The sequence below is a fragment of the Neisseria sp. RH3002v2g genome (assembly GCF_014596425.2).
Lineage (GTDB): Bacteria > Pseudomonadota > Gammaproteobacteria > Burkholderiales > Neisseriaceae > Neisseria.
Window position 1 is genome coordinate 2,168,723 of the sequence record NZ_CP110721.1, and the last position, 17,242, is coordinate 2,185,964.

The 17,242-nt window shown below is 52.2% G+C and carries 16 protein-coding genes; all 16 read right to left on the bottom strand.

What is annotated here, in order from left to right; genetic code table 11:
• Positions 1-5: 5 nt before the first annotated feature.
• Complete coding sequence (locus BBP27_RS10340) at positions 6-308, bottom strand: cell division protein ZapA (RefSeq protein ID WP_188212281.1); 303 nt, start codon at positions 306-308, stop codon at positions 6-8.
• A gap of 11 nt (positions 309-319) precedes the next feature.
• Complete coding sequence (locus BBP27_RS10345; RefSeq protein WP_036492772.1) at positions 320-643, bottom strand: hypothetical protein; 324 nt, start codon at positions 641-643, stop codon at positions 320-322.
• Between the two features lie 74 nt (positions 644-717).
• Positions 718-1,707, bottom strand: coding sequence for an NAD(P)H-dependent glycerol-3-phosphate dehydrogenase (locus tag BBP27_RS10350; RefSeq protein WP_188212280.1), 990 nt, complete (start codon positions 1,705-1,707; stop codon positions 718-720).
• A gap of 135 nt (positions 1,708-1,842) precedes the next feature.
• A complete protein-coding gene (locus tag BBP27_RS10355) occupies positions 1,843-4,002 on the bottom strand; it encodes a polysaccharide biosynthesis tyrosine autokinase (protein ID WP_188212279.1) in 2,160 nt (719 codons plus the stop codon).
• A 26-nt stretch (positions 4,003-4,028) separates the two neighbouring features.
• Positions 4,029-4,478: a low molecular weight protein-tyrosine-phosphatase gene (locus BBP27_RS10360; protein ID WP_188212278.1), complete on the bottom strand. Its 450-nt coding sequence runs from the start codon at positions 4,476-4,478 to the stop codon at positions 4,029-4,031.
• 169 nt (positions 4,479-4,647) lie between these two features.
• Complete coding sequence (locus BBP27_RS10365) at positions 4,648-5,775, bottom strand: polysaccharide export protein (RefSeq protein WP_070836772.1); 1,128 nt, start codon at positions 5,773-5,775, stop codon at positions 4,648-4,650.
• A 43-nt stretch (positions 5,776-5,818) separates the two neighbouring features.
• Positions 5,819-7,720, bottom strand: coding sequence for a polysaccharide biosynthesis protein (locus BBP27_RS10370; RefSeq protein WP_188212277.1), 1,902 nt, complete (start codon positions 7,718-7,720; stop codon positions 5,819-5,821).
• A gap of 111 nt (positions 7,721-7,831) precedes the next feature.
• Positions 7,832-9,007, bottom strand: a complete 1,176-nt coding sequence (locus tag BBP27_RS10375) for a DegT/DnrJ/EryC1/StrS family aminotransferase (protein WP_188212276.1) — start codon at positions 9,005-9,007, stop codon at positions 7,832-7,834.
• Positions 9,000-9,779, bottom strand: a complete 780-nt coding sequence (locus BBP27_RS10380) for a methionyl-tRNA formyltransferase (protein WP_049322614.1) — start codon at positions 9,777-9,779, stop codon at positions 9,000-9,002. The genes BBP27_RS10375 and BBP27_RS10380 overlap by 8 nt, the downstream gene beginning before the upstream one ends.
• Before the next feature lie 13 nt (positions 9,780-9,792).
• On the bottom strand, positions 9,793-10,485 hold the full coding sequence (locus BBP27_RS10385) for an HAD family hydrolase (protein WP_036492784.1): 693 nt from the start codon (positions 10,483-10,485) through the stop codon (positions 9,793-9,795).
• A complete protein-coding gene (locus BBP27_RS10390; protein ID WP_188212275.1) occupies positions 10,478-11,452 on the bottom strand; it encodes an ATP-grasp domain-containing protein in 975 nt (324 codons plus the stop codon). Before BBP27_RS10390 ends, BBP27_RS10385 begins: the two co-directional genes overlap by 8 nt.
• Positions 11,439-12,056 carry a sugar transferase gene (locus tag BBP27_RS10395; protein ID WP_036492790.1) on the bottom strand — a complete coding sequence of 206 codons (618 nt, stop codon included), beginning with the start codon at positions 12,054-12,056 and terminating at the stop codon, positions 11,439-11,441. Before BBP27_RS10395 ends, BBP27_RS10390 begins: the two co-directional genes overlap by 14 nt.
• Entirely contained in the window at positions 12,049-13,221 is a 1,173-nt protein-coding gene (locus BBP27_RS10400; protein ID WP_188212274.1) for a glycosyltransferase, read from the bottom strand. The genes BBP27_RS10395 and BBP27_RS10400 overlap by 8 nt, the downstream gene beginning before the upstream one ends.
• A gap of 13 nt (positions 13,222-13,234) precedes the next feature.
• Positions 13,235-14,305 carry a glycosyltransferase family 4 protein gene (locus BBP27_RS10405; RefSeq protein ID WP_070836776.1) on the bottom strand — a complete coding sequence of 357 codons (1,071 nt, stop codon included), beginning with the start codon at positions 14,303-14,305 and terminating at the stop codon, positions 13,235-13,237.
• Positions 14,302-15,612 (bottom strand): O-antigen ligase family protein, encoded by a 1,311-nt coding sequence (locus tag BBP27_RS10410; RefSeq protein ID WP_188212273.1) that lies wholly within the window; start codon positions 15,610-15,612, stop codon positions 14,302-14,304. The genes BBP27_RS10405 and BBP27_RS10410 overlap by 4 nt, the downstream gene beginning before the upstream one ends.
• Positions 15,613-15,654: 42 nt before the next feature.
• Positions 15,655-17,082, bottom strand: a complete 1,428-nt coding sequence (locus BBP27_RS10415; RefSeq protein ID WP_188212272.1) for an oligosaccharide flippase family protein — start codon at positions 17,080-17,082, stop codon at positions 15,655-15,657.
• Between the last annotated feature and the right edge of the window lie 160 nt (positions 17,083-17,242).

Below are 17,242 nucleotides of genomic sequence, written 5' to 3' on the forward strand. Positions count from 1 at the left end.
GGAAATTAGTTTTGCTCCAAGCGCGCCAGTGCTTTTTGGCACGCGTTGCTCATGTCGGTTATTTTACGCTCAAATTCACCGATTGCCAAATCATCGTTGAGGGTGGTTTTCAAGAGGTCGTGTACGACGTTAAGGGCTGCCATGACGACGATTTTGTCCGTACCGACGATGCGGCCGCTTTCTTTAATCACGTCGCTTTTCTTGTTGAGCATTTCAACGGCTTGCAGCAGGGTGGCTTTTTCTTCACTCGGCGTGTTGATGGTGAAGTTGACATTCATGATGTCGAGATTGACTTGTTCGATACTCACGGGGCGTCCTTTTATTGTTGTGTTTCTTGGGGCAGTCGGGCAATGAGGCTGCGGATTTGGTCTGCACTTTGGGCCAGTGCGTTGCGGTAGTTTTCTTTTTCGACGGTCAGGCTGTCAATTTTGCTTTGCAGGTCTTCTTTGAGTTTGCCGACTTGAACCAGCAAGGCTTCGCTGAGTTCGTCAATGGCTGCGTCGTGTTGGCGTTTTTGTTGCTCTTGCTCGAGTTTGAGTCTGTCGATTTCTTCGTTGAGACGGCGGTTTTCTGAAACCAGCGTTTCAAATTTTTGGACAAGTTGGTAAACGTTGATTTCCAGATTGTTCAGTGATTGGTTCATGTGTTTCCCTTCAGACGGCCTGATGGCCGTCATATTGTGCGTCAGGCCGTCTGAATGGCAGACGGCGCGACCGTTTATTCGAAGCGCGCGCTTCGTTCCATCAGTCGTTCAACAACTTGCTGCGGGGTCATTTCTTTGCGGATGAGTTGCAGCAGGGTTTGGGTGATGGGCATATCGATTTGGTATTTGGCGGCGGTATTGAAGACTTCTTCGATGGTGCTGACACCTTCGGAAACGTGGCCGATTTCGACAAGTACTTGATGCAATTCTTTGCCTTCTGCAAGGCCGAGGCCGACACGGCGGTTGCGCGAGAGTGCGCCGGTACAGGTCAGGATAAGGTCGCCGATGCCGGCCAAACCCATCATGGTTTTGGGTTGCGCGCCCATGGCGATGGCAAGGCGGGTGATTTCGGCAAGGCCGCGCGTTACTAGGGCTGCGCGTGCATTGAGGCCGTATTCGAGGCCGTCTGAAAGGCCGGTGGCAATCGCCATGACGTTTTTAACGGCACCGCCCACGGCAACGCCGATGACGTCGGTGCTGCCGTACAGGCGCATTACGTTGGTGTTCAGTTGGGTGGTGGTTTCTTCCACCCATTCTTTGTTTTCGGAGGCAAGTACGACGGCGCAAGGCAGTTGGGCGGCCAGTTCTTGGGCAAAGCTCGGGCCTGAGAGAACGCCGATTTTTTTATTGTTTGGCAGGACTTCTTTCAGTACTTGGAAAGTCAAAAGGCCGGTATCTTGTTCAAAACCTTTGCAGGCTGCGAGAACGGGAATGTCGGCGGCGTTATGCTGTTTGAGCAGCTCGGCGCTGCTTCTGAGGCCGGCTACGGAGGTAACGATCAGGGCAAGTTGGCTGTCTTTCAGCGCTTCACCCAAATCGGCATAAACGGTCAGGGACTCAGGGAAAGGGAAGCCGGGCAGGCCACGTTTGTTTTCGCGGTCTGCTTGCAGGGTGCGGATTTGGTCGGGATTGCGTGTCCAAAGGGCGACTTCATTGTTGTGGTGCGCAAAGTGCAACGCGAGAGCTGTACCCCACGAACCTGCGCCGATGACGGTAATTTTCATGTTTCTCTTCCATATGGGAACGGGGCTTACTTTAAAACAAACGGCTTTGGGGTGCAAGGGCGGCGTTTGTGAAAAACATTTTGTGCCGTTTAAAAAGCCTCAGGCCGTCTGAAAGTTCAGACGGCCTGCTTCGGTTTATGATTTATTGTTGCCGGAATGGTAGGCATCGTAGGCGTAGTAGTCGTAGCTGTTGTTGGCTTCGCGCTTCATGCCGTTGAGGACGACACCTTTGATGTTGATGTGGTTTTGTTTGAGGCGTTCGACACTGGCCTCAAGCTCTCGTGCACGGGTGTGCGCATAACGGCTGATCATCAGGACGGTGCCGGCATGTTGGCCGATGATGACGGCGTCGGTAACGGCCAATACGGGCGGCGTGTCCAAAATGACGTAGTCGTAGCGTTGGCGCGCGTGGGCGAGCAACTCGTTGAAGCGGTTGTCCATCAAAAGCTCAGACGGATTGCTGGGATAGCTGCCGCTGCTGATGAGGTGGAGGTTTTCAATGCCGGTCTCTTGTACGGCTTTGGCCGGAGCCGCTTTGCCGCTTAGGATGTCGGACAAGCCGAACTCGGGGGTAAGGCCGAAGAGTCGGTCAAGATAGCCTTTGCGCATATCGGTATCGATAAGCAGGACGCGTTTGCCCGACTGCGCCATTACAGCGGCAAGGTTGGCGGAGATAAAGGACTTGCCTGCTTCAGGCGCGGCGCCAGTAATCATGAGGACGTTGTTGGGCGCGTCCAGCATGGAGAAGTAGATATTGGTGCGCAGGGCGCGGATGGCTTCGACGGCCGTATCGGTACGGTCTTCGCTGGCCAGCAGATAGTTGGAACGGCCGCCGGTCTTCTTGAATTTGTTTTTGAAGAAGTCACGTTTTTGCTGGGTTTTGGAGTGCGGAACAAGAGCGACGACTTCCAAATTAAGGTTTTCGATTTCTTCGGATGAAGTGATGCCGTTTTTCATGCGGTTGCGGATCATCAGCCACAAAGCGGTCAACGAGCCTGCGGCAAGTGCGCTCAGGAGCGTGATGACGGCTTTGCGCGGTGCAACCGGGTTTTCAGGAACGTAGGCATAATCGACGATGCGGACATTGCCTTGCGCACTGGCTTTCATGATGTTGAGCTCTTGTTGTTTGCTCAACAGTTGGACGTAGGTTGCTTGGTTGGTTTCTACGTCGCGGGTCAGGCGGATGACTTCTTGTTGGGTATTGGGCAACTCGGCGATTTGTTGGTTGATTTTGTTTTTGGCGCGTTCGAGGACGGAGAGTTTGTCCAATACGGCTTTATAGGAAGGGTGTTCCGGCGTGTACAGCTCGGCCAAACCTGCTTCTTCGGTTTTGAGCAGGGTAATTTGGGTCTCGATGCCGGTCAGGCTTTCCAATGCGCCTTTGGACTCGAGCGGAATGTCGAGGGAGCCTGATTGTTGACGGTAGGCATTGAGTTTGTTTTCAGCGTCTTGCAAGGTTTCTTTCAAGCGTGGTAATTCTTCACTGATGAAGGCCAGACCGCTGGATGCAACTTGGACGTCACGTTCGCGGTTTTGCGCAACGTAGTTGTCGGCAATGCTGTTGAGGATGACGCTGGTGCGTTTAGGGTCGGTGCCGGTAAAGGTAAGGTTGATGATGGGGCTGGTTTTACCTTTGCTGATGACCGCCAGTTTGTTTTGGATGTTTTCGATGGCGCTGATGCGGGAGAACTTGGTCAACGCAAATTCTTGACCCGGATTAGCCAGGATTTGATCGATTTTGAGGGTGGTTTGATTGTTGATTTTCAGAGGTACGCCGACCTTGCCTTCGACGACGCGTTTGTCAGGCAGGGTAAGAGTATAGGCTTTGTTGCTCTTGGCGGTCAGCGTGAAGGTTTTGTTGAACCATTCTTCTTGTACGGTAAAGTTGCCGACGGTCAGTTTGGGATCGGGGTCGCCGCTGAGATTGTGCATCAGGCTGCCGATAACAGGCGTGTATTTGGCTTTGACTTCTTGGTCGAGTTGGAGGTCGTCAACGGTTTTACCCAGCACCAGACGTGATTGAACCAGCTCGACTTCTGCTTCAGACGGCGTGGTTTGGTTGTTGAAGATGCTGTTGATTTCGGTCAGGATTTGGTTTTGCCGCGTTTCGATTTCCAGCATGGCGTCGGCGCGGTATTGCGGGGTGGATGCCAGGCTGAAGGCTGCGCCGAGTATGCCGCCTGCAAGCAGGGCGGCGAGGATTTTGTATTTGTGCATCCAAATGACGCGGAGCTGTTGGCCGAAGTCGATTTCGTCGTTGTCTGCGCTATAAGGTGTGTAGGTCGTTTTTTTCATTGCTTGCTTTCTTGTTCATGCCAGTTTTATACCGGTTGAGTTTTTCCGTTTAGTTTGGTTTTCCAAGTGTCTGCGGCAGCATTGAGCTGTTCGAAAACGGCTTCAAACATTTCGCTGCTTTGTTTGTATGGGTCAGGTACGGTTTTCTTCGGCAACCATTGGGCAAACAGCATGGTTTTGCTGCGTGCCGGCGGATGGATGTCGGCCACCATGTCGATTTGACAGGGTTCCATGACGAGAATCAAATCGGCCTGTTCGCACATTTGGGCGGTCAGTTGGCGTGCCGTATGGCCTGCAACGATAACGCCGTGTTTGAGTGCGGTTTTGATGGCTTGGAAATTGGCATCCTTACCTGCCAGTGCTTTTATGCCGGCGCTGCTGATGCGGTAACCGGGTAGTTTTTTCTGCATAATCCGCTCTGCGGTGGGGGAGCGGCAGATGTTGCCTAGGCAGACGATGAGTATGTTGTGGTACATGATATTGTTTCGGTTTATGGTCTGAAAAAAGCGTGAGTCAGACTATAAGGTACTGCTTTTCCGTTTGTGCGGTGTGTACGGCTTTTATATGCCGTTTATGTAATTTGGTCGGATTGTGCGTGATTTTGTATCCTGCTGTCAAACGGGGTCTGACAGCAGGAACCACTGCTTATTTAAACGTATTGTCGAGGGTGTTGACGTTGCTGATGGAGTTGGTAATTTGTGACATTACGCGGTTCCAACGGGTAACCGGGGCGGAGGTAACGTAAACGGTGTCTTCGGAACGCAGTTTGAATTCGCTGCCCAGTGCGTAAGAGGTCGCATCTTTCAGGTTGAGCTGGTAGATGTGGATAGGTTTGGCCGCATCTTCAGGTACGCGGCGGATCACGAATACGCCGGTTGCATCCGCATAGGCTTGGTTCATGCCGCCTACTTCGCCGAGCGCTTGGGTCAGGTTGAGGCCGTGGTTGCCGATCGGCAGGGTCGCTTGTTTGCCGACTTCGCCCATGATGTAGATTTTGTTGTTGCTGCTGTTAGGAACGTAAACGATGTCGCCATGGCTGAGGAGGTGGTTTTGCGACATATCGCCGTATTGCAGCATATTTTGCAGGGAAATGGTGCGGTCGACGCCGTTGTGCGTCCATTTGATGTGCTGGGTGTCGGCGCTTTGGGTAACGCCGCCGGCTTGGTTGATGGCATCCAAAATGGTCATCGGGATATTGGTAATCGGCAATTGGCCGGCTTGGTTGATGGCGCCGGAAACGGAAACGCGTTGCGAGCGGAACTCGGTAACGTTGATGGCGACTTGAGGGTTTTTGATGTAGCGTCTTAAAAGGTTGGTCAAGATGTTTTGCAATTCGTCCAAAGTTTTGCCTTTGGCTTGAATTTTGCCTGCCAACGGGTAAGTGATGTAACCGCCCTCATCCACCCAGGCGCCGCGGCTGACTTGGTTGGTTTGCGGGTTGCTTTGTTGGATGGGGGAGTTGAGGTCGGAGTGCGCCCAAACCATGATGTTGAGGACGTCGCCGCTGCCGATGCGGTAGCGGTAAGCGCTTTTGCTTTGCTCCAAGCCTTGGTTGGCTTGGGAAAGTACGGGTGGCGTACGCATTTTTTCAATCAGGTTGGGCGTGATGGGGTAAACGGCAACGCGGCTGTCGAGGTTGGTATCGGCTGCGGTGTCGTTGTCGGTGTAAACAATGGTTTTGGTTCGGGTTTTGATGGTCGAACCGGGAATGACTGTCGTGCTGTTACAGGCAGCCAGTGCAAATAGAGTAAGCAGGGAGAGCGTTTTTTTCATGTAGTAGTCCTTGCAGTATGGTGTCCGGGCCGTCTGAAAATGTTCAGACGGCCTTGTTGTTTTGTTGCCAAACCAAGTCGCAGATACCGTCTTTAGGTACGAAGCCTGTCGGTGCGCGCAACAGAAGCTGGCGCAGGCTGTTTTGGTCGCTTTGGAGACAAGCGGTTTGGAGTTCCGACAGTATGTCAGATAATTGCGTCCATGGAAGCATTACTTCACTGGCGGTCATAATCCGGGGATGAGTGGTTTTTTGCACCTCGTCGCCGATGAGCAATTCTTCATAAAGTTTCTCGCCCGGGCGCAGGCCGGTAATCTTGATTTCGATGTCGCCGTGCGGGTGTTGCTCGTCTTTGACTTTGAGGCCGCTGAGGACAATCATTTGACGGGCAAGGTCGATGATTTTGACGGATTCGCCCATGTCGAGGACGAAGACGTCGCCGCCTTTACCCATTGCGCCGGCTTGGATAACCAGTTGCGCCGCTTCGGGAATGGTCATGAAGTAGCGGGTAATGTCTTGGTGGGTCAGGGTAATCGGGCCGCCTTCGGCAATTTGTTTTTCAAATACCGGGACAACGGAGCCGGACGAACCCAATACATTGCCGAAACGCACCATGCAGAAGCGTGTTTTTTGTTCCGGCTCGGCGGCAAGGGCTTGCAGGCAGAGTTCGGCCATACGTTTGCTGGCGCCCATGGTATTGGTCGGGCGGACAGCTTTGTCGGTGGAAATCAAAACAAAGGTGGAAACACCCGCATCTACGGCAGCCTGCGCGCAGCAGAGTGTGCCGAACACGTTGTTTTGAATGCCTTCGATGGTGTTGAATTCGACCATAGGGACGTGTTTATAGGCTGCGGCATGATAGACGGTATCGACGTGATAGGCCTTCATGACGCTGCTGAGGCGTTCTTTGTTTTGAACCGAACCCAGAAGCGGTACGACTTCGACTTGGCTGCCTTGCGCGGCTTGGGTTTCGCGCAATTCTTTGTCTATGCTGTACAGGGCGAATTCGGACAATTCAAACAACAACAGTTTGGTCGGACGGCAGTTGAGAATTTGACGGCAAAGTTCGGAGCCGATAGAGCCGCCTGCGCCGGTCACCATCACGACTTTGTCGCTGATGTCGGCACTCATCAATTCAGGGCGCGGTGCCACAGGGGCGCGGCCGAGCAAATCGACCACGGAGATTTTTTTCAATGAGCTGACGCTGATTTTGCCGTCCACCAAATCCTTCATGCCCGGAATGGTCAGGACTTCGCATTTGTATGCTTCGAGGCGGCGGATGATGTCTTTGCGTTCTTCAGGCGTAGAACTTGGAATCGCCAGCAGAATTTTGCGGACGCCGTAGCGGCTGATCAGCATCGGGATTTCATTGGGGTTGTAGACGGCAAGGTCATAGATGACGGTGCGTTGGATTTTCGGGTTGTCATCGACAAAGGCGATGGCCGAATATTCGTTAACCTGTTTGATGGCTTCCAGCAATTGGCGGCCGGATTGGCCTGCGCCGTAGATGATGACGGGGGTCATCTGTTTGCGGTGGTGGTCGGTCAGAATCGCGCGCAGGATCATGCGCGAGCTGGTTACGCCGACCACCAAGACCAAGAAATAGACGATGGGCAGGGCAAGGTGCAGTTTTTGCTCAAAAACCAGGGTGGTCAGGCAGAACAAGACCGCTGAAATAATGCTGCCGAATGCGGCGGCGGTCAGGACGCGGACGCTGACGAAGCGCGTAACGGCACGGTAGAGGCCGATACGGATAAAAAGGATGATGGTCAGCAACGCGGTGCTGCCGAAAGCCAGCCAGTTGGCGATACTCAACCATTCGTCGGAGTATTGCACTTTAAGGCTTTGGGCAAACCAAAACGCCACGAAGATCATCAAGATATCGTGAATGACGAAGAAGGTTTTTTTTAGATTGCGCGGCAGAGCCAGCAGGGTTTCCAAGTTCATTTTATTTTTTACGTGTGTCTGAGTGTTGTAATGTGGCTTGGTACGGATTGTTTGAAGCAGGCTGTTTTGCTTTTTTCAGACGGCCTGAAGTTGCAGGCCGTCTGAAAATGATTATGCCGTGGCTTCAGTCAATACGGCTTCTATGTTTTCTTTGCAGAACGCAATTTCTTCATCGGTCAGGGTCGGATGCACCAAGAACATCAGGCTGGTGTCGCCCAGTTGGACAGCGTTTTTCAGTCGCTCTTTCGGACGCCAAGGCGTGTTGTCAAAGGCTTTTTCCAAATACACTTCGGAGCAGCTGCCTTGATAGCAGGGGACTTTGCGCGCGTTTAGTTCGCTGACGATGCGGTCGCGCGTCCAGCCGTCTTTCAGGTGTTCGGGTTTGACGAAGGCGTAGAACTTGTATTGCGCGTGTTCGATGTAGTCAGCCACTTTAACCAAACGGATGCTGGCGAATTTGCCCAAGCTTTCAGCCAGTTTGGCAGCGTTTTCTTGGCGGCGCGCCGTCCATTCGGGCATGCGTTTGAGCTGGATGCGGCCGATGACCGCCTGCATTTCCAACATGCGCCAGTTGGTACCGAAGCTTTCGTGCAGCCAGCGGAAACCGGGTGCGTGTTCGCGGTGGTACACGGCATCGTAGCTTTTGCCGTGGTCTTTGTACGACCACATTTTGCTCCACAGCTCTTTGTCGTTGGTGGTCACCATGCCGCCTTCGCCGCCGGTGGTCATGATTTTGTCTTGGCAGAACGACCATGCGCCGACATGGCCGATAGAACCGACGGATTTGCCTTTGTATTTCGCGCCGTGTGCTTGGGCGCAGTCTTCGATAACCCACAAGTTATGTTCTTTGGCCAACGCCATGATGTCGTCCATTTCGGCAGGCATGCCGGCAAGGTGAACCACGATGATGGCTTTAGTGTTTGGCGTCAGTGCGGCTTTGATGGTTTCGGCGCTGATGTTTTGGCTGTTCAAATCGACATCGGCGAAAACCGGATTGGCACCGGCGGTTACGATGCAGGATGCGGAAGCCAAGAAGGTGCGCGAAGTGACAATCACATCATCGCCTTGGCCGATGCCCATTGCTTTGAGGGCTACGTCCAAAGCCAACGTACCGTTGGAAAGGGCGACGGCGTATTGCGTGCCGACAAAGGCAGCAAATTCTTTTTCAAATTCGCGACATTCCGTACCTGTCCAGTAGTTGACTTTGTTGGACAGCAGGACTTTGGAAACGGCATCGGCTTCTTCTTGAGTAAAGCTTGGCCATGGGGAGAGTGATGTATTAAGCATTTGTTTTTCCTGCAAAAAGACTGGTTGAGCCTTTGGGGGCGATTTCTTCCAGCAGTTGGCGGTTGATCAGGGTGTATTTCTGACCGTTGATTTCGACGTATGCGCCGTCGTAAGGAGGGAACCAGAAGGCGCGGATTTTCTTCTCGATATTGTCGCCGTCGAGGATTTGCTTCATGGCTTCCATTTCGTCGCGGCTGACGTAGCGGCCGCCGATGTTGGGCGTGGTCGGCAATTTGGTTTTCGACTCGATGGCGCGGGCGATGATGCGTTGTGCGAACGGCTCCAGCGCCTGCATGGTTTTGCGTTCGAGCGATTGGGCGGTTTCTGTTTCGGCGTCGATGGGGAAGCGGTCCACTTCGATGATTTCGCCGGTATCGATGGAGGCATCGACGTAGTGGGCGGTGTTGCCCCATTCGTTCAGCTCGTCCATGATGGCCAGGTTGTAGCCGCCTGTGCCTTTGTATTCGGGCAACAGCGCAGGGTGGAAGTTGATCGTGCCCAAAGTCGGAATGCTCAGGAATTCATCACGCAGCTTGCGCCAGTAAAGGACGGACAAGCCCAAATCGTATTTCAGACGGCCTTCACGCATTGCTTCCAAAGCCGTATCGAAGGTGTACAGGGGCAGGCCCAATTCCTGCGCGGCAGCCGTGGTCGGCGAGCCTTGCAGATGACTGTCGGTCAAAACGCCGACGATTTCGATATGGTCTTGTTTGGTCAAAAAACGAAGCAGGTTGGCGGAAACCTGTTTACGACCCATAAATAAGATTTTCATGGAGAAATGTCCCTTATGCATTTGCTTTTTCGGTGGCGGAAGTTGTCAGTGTAGTCAATTCTTCCAGGGTGTTTATCCAAAGGGTGGGCTGGTATTCACGGCCGTATTGCTCGGGCTCGGCTTGATGAATATTGTGCGGCTTAGGCATGATGCCTATGGAGAGCCAACCCAGTTTGTTGGGTGCGACAAAATCTTTTTTGATGTTGTCGCCGATGTAAATAAAACGTTTTGCGGCCGGATATTTGTTTTGCAGGAAAACGAAACGCTTGTCGTCGGGCTTTTCCGATTGCATGGCTTCCGAAATCAAAATGTCGTCAAACAAATCGGTCAGGCCCAAGGCCTGTATTTTCAACCGCTGTGTCAGGCTGCGGCCGTCTGTAATCAGGGCGCGTGCGGCAAAAGGGCGCATTAGCTTCCGTAAAAAAGACGGTTCGACATAGGGTCGGATGGCAGGCCGATGCAGTCGATATTGCCACAAGAGTGATTGTTTCTCTGATTCGTTTAATTTGCAATGATGACACAAATTGTCGAGCCAGTCTTTACTTTTATTGTCGGCAATTTCATATAGTACGCCGGCATTGTATTGCGGATAAAGCGACGTAATCATTTCTACAACTGCCCGTATTCCGGAGCATTTGTAGTCATGTTCGGAGTAAAGCGTATCGTCAAGGTCAAAAACGATGACGGATTCTTCCGGCTTAATCATGTTCTCTTACCAAAACCTTAGCATCATAACGAAGCATGATTAAATTGTTTTCCCAGTCGTTGGAGAAGGGAATGTCTTGGCCGCCGATGTATTCTTGAATCAGCCAGCCCGGATAGTTGCCGCCTGCAGCGTAGGTCAGTGGGAAACCGCCGCCGAAACGCGGGTTGATTTCCACGCCGTAGGTCGTATTGTCGGTTTTGCTGACGAAGAATTGAGCGGTAATGCAGCCGCGTGCGCCTTCCAATACGGCCATTTTTTCAACCAACTCTTCATACAGGGCATTGCGCCGGGTCGCGCCTTTGCTGACTTCGCCGGTGCGTACTTCCAAACGTTCGCGAGGAATGGCGCATTTCAGACGGCCTTGACGGTCGTAATACATATCGACGGTAAACTCGGAAAAAGCATTTTCAATATCGATGTATTGGGCGAACATCATTTTCGGATCTTCGGCAATGTCGGCGGTCAGATCGGCCGGAGTGTTGATTTTTTTCGCACCGATGGCGCGGCTGCCGTCATAAGGCTTGGCAAAACACGGGAAGGCCAGGCTGTCCCGTTCGTAAATTTCAGGCGAACGGATGCCGTATTGTGCAAACAGGCCTGCGGTCAGGCGCTTGTCGCGGCACAGGGTAATCAGTTTGGCGTCGGAAATGACGATGTGTATTCCTTCGGCTTCAAAACGGTCGCGTGCTTCGGCCAGCTTGAGCAGTTCGGTATCGATGGTCGGCACAATCAGGCCGATGTTGTGTTGTTTGGCCAGTTCGAAAATGTTGTCGATGTATTCGGCTGCGTCGATGCGCGGTACGCTGAAAGCGCGGTCGGCGACATGACAGGCTGAAGACATGTGGGGATTGAGGTCAGTGGCAAACACGCCGATGCCGTCTGAAAAACGTGCGGCTTCGGTTTGGAAGTCCTGCACCAATTCGACGCGGCGGCCTGCCGACAGAATCAGTATGTTATTTTTTTTCATCAGTTTTATTACCCGTGAAATAAGGCATAGTGGCTTCTCCTTCGGCTGAGATGCCTTCTTTGACGAAGACTTTTTTAACCGTCAGGAACAAAATTTTAATATCCAGCCAGAAGCTGAAGTGGTCGATGTACCAAACATCGTGGGCGAACTTTTCGTCCCATGAAATGGCGTTGCGGCCATTGACTTGCGCCCAACCGGTTACGCCCGGTTTCATTTCGTGGCGGCGGTTTTGGAAGTCGTTGTACAACGGCAGGTAGTGCATCAGCAGCGGACGAGGGCCAACCAAACTCATCTCGCCTTTTAAGACATTCCATAATTCAGGAAGTTCGTCCAAGCTGGTGGCACGTAATTTTTTGCCGAAATCGGTCAGGCGTTCGCTGTCCGGTAGCGGGTTGCCGTCTTTATCGATTGCATCGCGCATGGAGCGGAATTTAATCATTTTAAACGGCTTGCCATCCTTGCCCGGCCGCTCTTGGATGAAGAACACGGGCGAGCCTAAGTTTTTGCGGATGAGGTACACCAAAATCAAAAACACAGGCGACAGGATAATCAGCCCCGAGGCGGAGGCAACAATGTCAAACAGGCGTTTGAAAAATTTATTCATGAGCTAATCTTTCAATCAGGTTGACGATTTTTTGATAGGCAACGTCGCGCTTGAAGCGGCGGACGATTTCTTTGGACTGAACAGGATCGTCTTTGCGCTTCAAAATATCTTTGGCGGCTTGAACGAAGCTGTCCACATCGCCGGAACGGTAGTTCGCATGCGGCAGCAGGGTGAGGACTTCGGCAACTTCGTCGTTGACCTGGCTATTCAGAATCGGTTTTTGCAAAGCCATATAGTCGGACAGTTTGTTGGTAATCGACTGCATGGCGTAAGAGTGGATGGCGTTGACGGAAATGTCGCAGCCTTTGGCGACCGACATCATTTCGGCGTAAGGAATGTAGCCGTAGAATTTGATGCCGTCGCAGGCATATTGTTTGAGCCTGTCTAAATCAGGGCCGCCGCCCATGATATGCAATTCGACGTTTTCGCCGGCATCCAACAGCTTGCGAATGCCTTTGCACACGGTTTCCACGTCATAGCTGTAACTGAGCGTGCCCAAGTAGAAGAATCGGGTTTTGTCGTCGCCGAAATCTTTGGCAGGCGCGGCATCAAGTTTGGGAAAGTCGGCACCGATATAGACGACTTCGCCGGGTACGTTCGGATTGGCTTCTTTGGCGCGGTCGAGATAAGTCTGCGATACGGCAACCAGCGCGTCGGCGTAGCGGTAGGCTTGGTTGGCGCGTGAAGCAAAGGGCAGCAGGTTGTGCGGTACTTTTTTCAAAAACGGTACGACCGAGGAGAAGGACTCCGGCCATACGTCCTGCACATCGACAATCAGCTTGTAGCCCAAACGCGCTTTATGTTTGCCCAAGAGCAGGTTGGTGGCAATCAGCGGATAGGCGGAAAAGACGACGTCTTGTTCGCCCGGACGGCAGTTTTCCAACCATTTTTCAAAATGTTTGACGAAGCGGTGATGACTGGTCACGCGCCCTAAAGACACGTTTTTGCTGTATCCGCTTTCTTCCAACAACATCACTTTCAGACGGCCTTGTGAGGCGGCCTTTGCATCTTCGGGCCGTCTGAAAGATTTGTCGTAGTGTTTGAAATTGCTGGTAATCAGCAATACGTCATGCGACTGCGACAACAGCTCGGCAAGATACCAGAAGCGGTTGAAATGCGGCTCGGACGGCAGCGAGCAATAAGGGGCGACGATGGTAATGTTCATGTTTCAGATGGCCTTACATTTCGTACGCAGCCATGGTGGTGCGGTAGATTTCGTCGTCGGAGCATAAAGTTTCGACGTGTTTGTGCAGGGCTTTGCCCATTTGACCGCGCAACTCTGGATGCTTGATGAGTGTATCGACGGCTTCGATAAATGCTTCTTCATCGCCGAAAGGAATGCAGTAGCCGGTTTGGCCGGTGATGACCATTTCGGAAATACCCGCCATGTTGTAGGTCACGACGGGTGTGTCGTAAAGGCCGGCTTCCAAAATATTGTTGCCGACGCCTGCGCCGTGGTCACCTACGCAATGAGGCGTGTTCACCAAAATATCGACTTCTTTGAAGTAGCCGGTCAAGTCGCGGACGCCGCCGAGGAAGGTAACTTTGTCTTCGATGCCCAAACGTTTGGCTTGGGCTTTGAGGTTGTCCATTTCTTCGCCGATGCCTGCAACGTTGAGGCGTACAGGCATACCGCGGTCAACCATTTTCTTGAGAATGTCCAACATCAGATGCACGGCGCGGACGGTGTCCAAACGGGAAAGCGTGCCCAGTTGGACATAGTCTTTGACTGTTTTTTCAGGAACGTAATCCGCTTTGTGCAGGGCGTTGTAAGTGTAGGTGATGCGGTTGGCAGGGAAACCGTAACGGATGAGTTTTTCGCGTTCGTGTTTGCAGTTGCCGATGATGTACACGCCCAGCTTGTCGAAAAGCTTGGCAATTTTCGGATAAGTTTCCGGATCAAGGCCGCGCGCGTGGTAGAACACTTTGGTTTTTGGCGAGGCAAACTTGGCCGCAATGGCGCAGGCCGGAACGATACGCGCCATTTGGCAGTGAATCACATCAGGTTTCTCTTTTTTCAGCAGTTTCATGTAGGCAAACATGCCTTTGATGTAACCCAAAAGACCGCCTTGGTAAAAATCAATCGGCTGCCAACGGATGCCCAATGCTTGCGCTTCCTGAATCAAAGGGCCGTCTGAAGAGGCCAATACGATATCGTGTCCGCGTTGTTTGAGCAGGCGGCCGAGGCGGAAAGTGGCGTTTTCAGTGCCACCGAGGCCGGACATGGAGGTAGTCAGGATGATTTTCATGATGGTTTCTTCGTATCGTATAGTGTTTCGTTGTATGCGTAAGTGGCCATATCTTTCAGCTTGGGCGCAACAAATACGCTGTAAATAAAAATCAGCAGGCAGGGCAGCCAGATAAACGGCATACGCAAAATGGTGGACGGAATAAAACCGGCCAGGAGGAAAATGCCTAAGGCAACCCAAGCCAAAACGCGTGATTTGCCGGTTACTGCGCGGTTTGAAGCGGTGTAGAGGAAATAACACGCCACAAATGCAATAAAGCCGAGCAGGGAAATCATGCCGAAACCCAAATACAGCTCAATGATGAAGCTGTGCGGGTTTTCAAAGCCCAAGCTGTCGCTCAAATGGCCGCCGAAATATTCGCGGAAGTTTTTAGGACCGTAGCCGGTCAGCAGCAGGGGCGGATTGTTCCAAAAGTAGTTGTAAATCTCCTGACGGTAGGACACGGAGTTGTCGCTGCCCAAGTCGTACAGGAAGAGGTACACGCGGCTGGAAAAGCGTTCCAAAAACTGGTTGCCGTTGAGTGAGAGCAAAAATTCCGCAATCGCGCGTGACGGAATCATCGACAACACCAACGCCAGCAAACCAGCTACGCCGACCGTAATAAAACCGTTTTTGCGATAGGCCGTATAAACCAGCAAAATCAACAGGTAACAGCCGATGGCGGTACGCGATACGCTGGCGAAAATGGCCATGCCCAACAGCAGGAACAAGCCCCAGCCCAGCAGTTTTTCTTTGTGTTTCCGTCCTTGGAGTTGGAAGAAAAACAAAATGGCAGGCGCAAGGCAGACTGCGGTGGCGGCAAGGTTGTTCGGGTTAAAGAACAAGCCTTTGAGCGAACCTTCGTCAATGGCCAACTCATCGCTGGCACTCACAAACTGAATACCGGTGGCCAGCTCTGCAAACGGCGGCACGGCGATAAACAGCGTAAATACGACGAGGAACTTCTGAATTGTCCTCAAAGGGTCGTCGGCGCGCTTCAATACTTGGTAAAACAAGTAGAAGAAAGCCGGAACCGCCATAAAAAACAAAATATCCATGTACTGCGTCGGCGTCAGCGACGTAATGCCCATGTGGATGGCAGGCCAGATGCACATGGCAGTCAGGGCGCAGAGCATAGCGAAAATCTTGCGCGGAATATGCTTGCTTTCCAGAAAAAATACGACAAAACCAAGCAGTACAAATATCAGGGTCAAGGGGTTGTCGATACGCGGCACGCCGACCTTAAAGGACAGCGCGGGCCCCAGCATATAGGCTGCGAGCATGATGTAGAGGATGTAAGTGTATAAGTTCAGACGTTTTATTTTCATAGTCGTGCTGTTGTTATCGTAGAGACATGAATCTCAGGTTGGCTATTTTGCCGAACGGTTTAATTTGGCTTTGATTTTTTCGGTCGCGGCAAATAGTGCGTGTTTGTATTTTAGGAACAGGAAACCCAGTCCCACTGCCCATGCCAGCGCAAACCAAATGTAGTTGTCGCGCGTACCCAGCCAAGTGTAGGCAAGGCAGATTATCAGGCAGAGCGTTGAGTTGGTATAAATCTTCAGGCGCGGCAAAGGCTGCCACAGGCGTGAAGAGAATTCGGTTTTCAAGATGAAAAACAGCCAAAAAGCCGTTGCGCTGGCCATAGCTGCACCTTTTGCACCGAATTTCGGCACCAGCAGATAGAGCAGGGCGGTATTGGCGATAAAGGCAACGATGTTGATGGCGGTAATCAGCCAAGTCGAGCGGACGACGTTCAAACCGATGCCGCTGACTTCGGTCAGCGTGTAAAACAGGGGGAAGAGCATACACGAGAGCAGGATAAATTGAACCTGCGTGTATTTTTCCGGCAGTATCCAAGTCGCCATCGGTGAGAAAATCCCGATGAGGCAAATCATTGCGCTGATAAGGACGGTCATGGAAAGCGTGATGTCGCCGATTTTGTCCAGATTGGTTTTTTCTTCCACCCATTTGAACACCAAAGGCGCCCAAATGGTGGAGAACACGCTTTGGAAAATCAAGGCGACGGCGCCAAAGCTGACTGCCATCGAATAAATACCCAACTCGTCCAAGCCCGAGATATTCTTGAGGACAAAACGGTCAATCGAAGTCAAACCCCAATAGGCCAAGTTGCCGAATGCCAGCGGCAGGCCGTAGCGTAATCCGTCCCGATGCAGCTCGGGCGACCATTTCGCATGGGAAACAGCTTGCAGGTCTCGGCGCAGTTGATAGATCAACAGCGCAACGGTCAGCACTTGGGCGGCGGTGTAGGCAAAAACCAGCGAAGTGGTATTGGCGGGCAAGCTGGAAGCAATCACGGCAAAAACCAACACCAAAATCAAAAATTTCGGCGCAAGTTGGCTGACGGAAAAAGCTAATGCCTGCTCTTTCATCCGCAAAATCAAGGCTAAAAAACGGATAATCAGTGTGGTGGCCAAGAAAATCAGGAAGAGAATCCCCAAATTCGCGCTGGGGATGTCGAAAATGATTTCAGACGGCCATGATGCGTTTATCAGCAATACTAAAACCACAACCGCCACCGTCAGAATCAATGGCGATAAAAAAACGGATTTGAACAGCGCGGCCTTGTCTTTAACGGCGTAATAGTCGCGAATATAGGATTGGTCCAACCCCAGGCCCAGCAACAGGATGCTCAGTCCGGCAATGGTCTGCAAGAGTACGATACGGCCGATGTCTTCCGCAGGGAAGTACCATGAGATGAGCGGCAGGGAAAGCAGGCCGAAAGCGGCGCTTCCTATCGGGCCCAATGCGTAGCCGAGGATTTTTTTCGCGTTCATATTATTTGTTTTCAGACGGCCGGAAGTTCGAGCTGAGCGTTTTTCGTAAGAGATGCGTTTTACCGTTGCCGGTTTCCCAAGGCCGTCTGAAAAAACAAATGGCCTTGGGAAACCGGCCGCCGTCCCGGTCGGGGAAACCGGAGGCAGCCGGATGCGTCTG

Coding starts and splice junctions, on each gene's coding strand:
- BBP27_RS10345 (WP_036492772.1), bottom strand. CDS start 643: ATGAACCAATCACTGAACAATCTGGAAATCAACGTTTACCAACTTGTC.
- BBP27_RS10350 (WP_188212280.1), bottom strand. CDS start 1,707: ATGAAAATTACCGTCATCGGCGCAGGTTCGTGGGGTACAGCTCTCGCG.
- BBP27_RS10355 (WP_188212279.1), bottom strand. CDS start 4,002: ATGAAAAAAACGACCTACACACCTTATAGCGCAGACAACGACGAAATC.
- BBP27_RS10360 (WP_188212278.1), bottom strand. CDS start 4,478: ATGTACCACAACATACTCATCGTCTGCCTAGGCAACATCTGCCGCTCC.
- BBP27_RS10365 (WP_070836772.1), bottom strand. CDS start 5,775: ATGAAAAAAACGCTCTCCCTGCTTACTCTATTTGCACTGGCTGCCTGT.
- BBP27_RS10370 (WP_188212277.1), bottom strand. CDS start 7,720: ATGAACTTGGAAACCCTGCTGGCTCTGCCGCGCAATCTAAAAAAAACC.
- BBP27_RS10375 (WP_188212276.1), bottom strand. CDS start 9,007: ATGCTTAATACATCACTCTCCCCATGGCCAAGCTTTACTCAAGAAGAA.
- BBP27_RS10380 (WP_049322614.1), bottom strand. CDS start 9,779: ATGAAAATCTTATTTATGGGTCGTAAACAGGTTTCCGCCAACCTGCTT.
- BBP27_RS10385 (WP_036492784.1), bottom strand. CDS start 10,485: ATGATTAAGCCGGAAGAATCCGTCATCGTTTTTGACCTTGACGATACG.
- BBP27_RS10390 (WP_188212275.1), bottom strand. CDS start 11,452: ATGAAAAAAAATAACATACTGATTCTGTCGGCAGGCCGCCGCGTCGAA.
- BBP27_RS10395 (WP_036492790.1), bottom strand. CDS start 12,056: ATGAATAAATTTTTCAAACGCCTGTTTGACATTGTTGCCTCCGCCTCG.
- BBP27_RS10400 (WP_188212274.1), bottom strand. CDS start 13,221: ATGAACATTACCATCGTCGCCCCTTATTGCTCGCTGCCGTCCGAGCCG.
- BBP27_RS10405 (WP_070836776.1), bottom strand. CDS start 14,305: ATGAAAATCATCCTGACTACCTCCATGTCCGGCCTCGGTGGCACTGAA.
- BBP27_RS10410 (WP_188212273.1), bottom strand. CDS start 15,612: ATGAAAATAAAACGTCTGAACTTATACACTTACATCCTCTACATCATG.
- BBP27_RS10415 (WP_188212272.1), bottom strand. CDS start 17,082: ATGAACGCGAAAAAAATCCTCGGCTACGCATTGGGCCCGATAGGAAGC.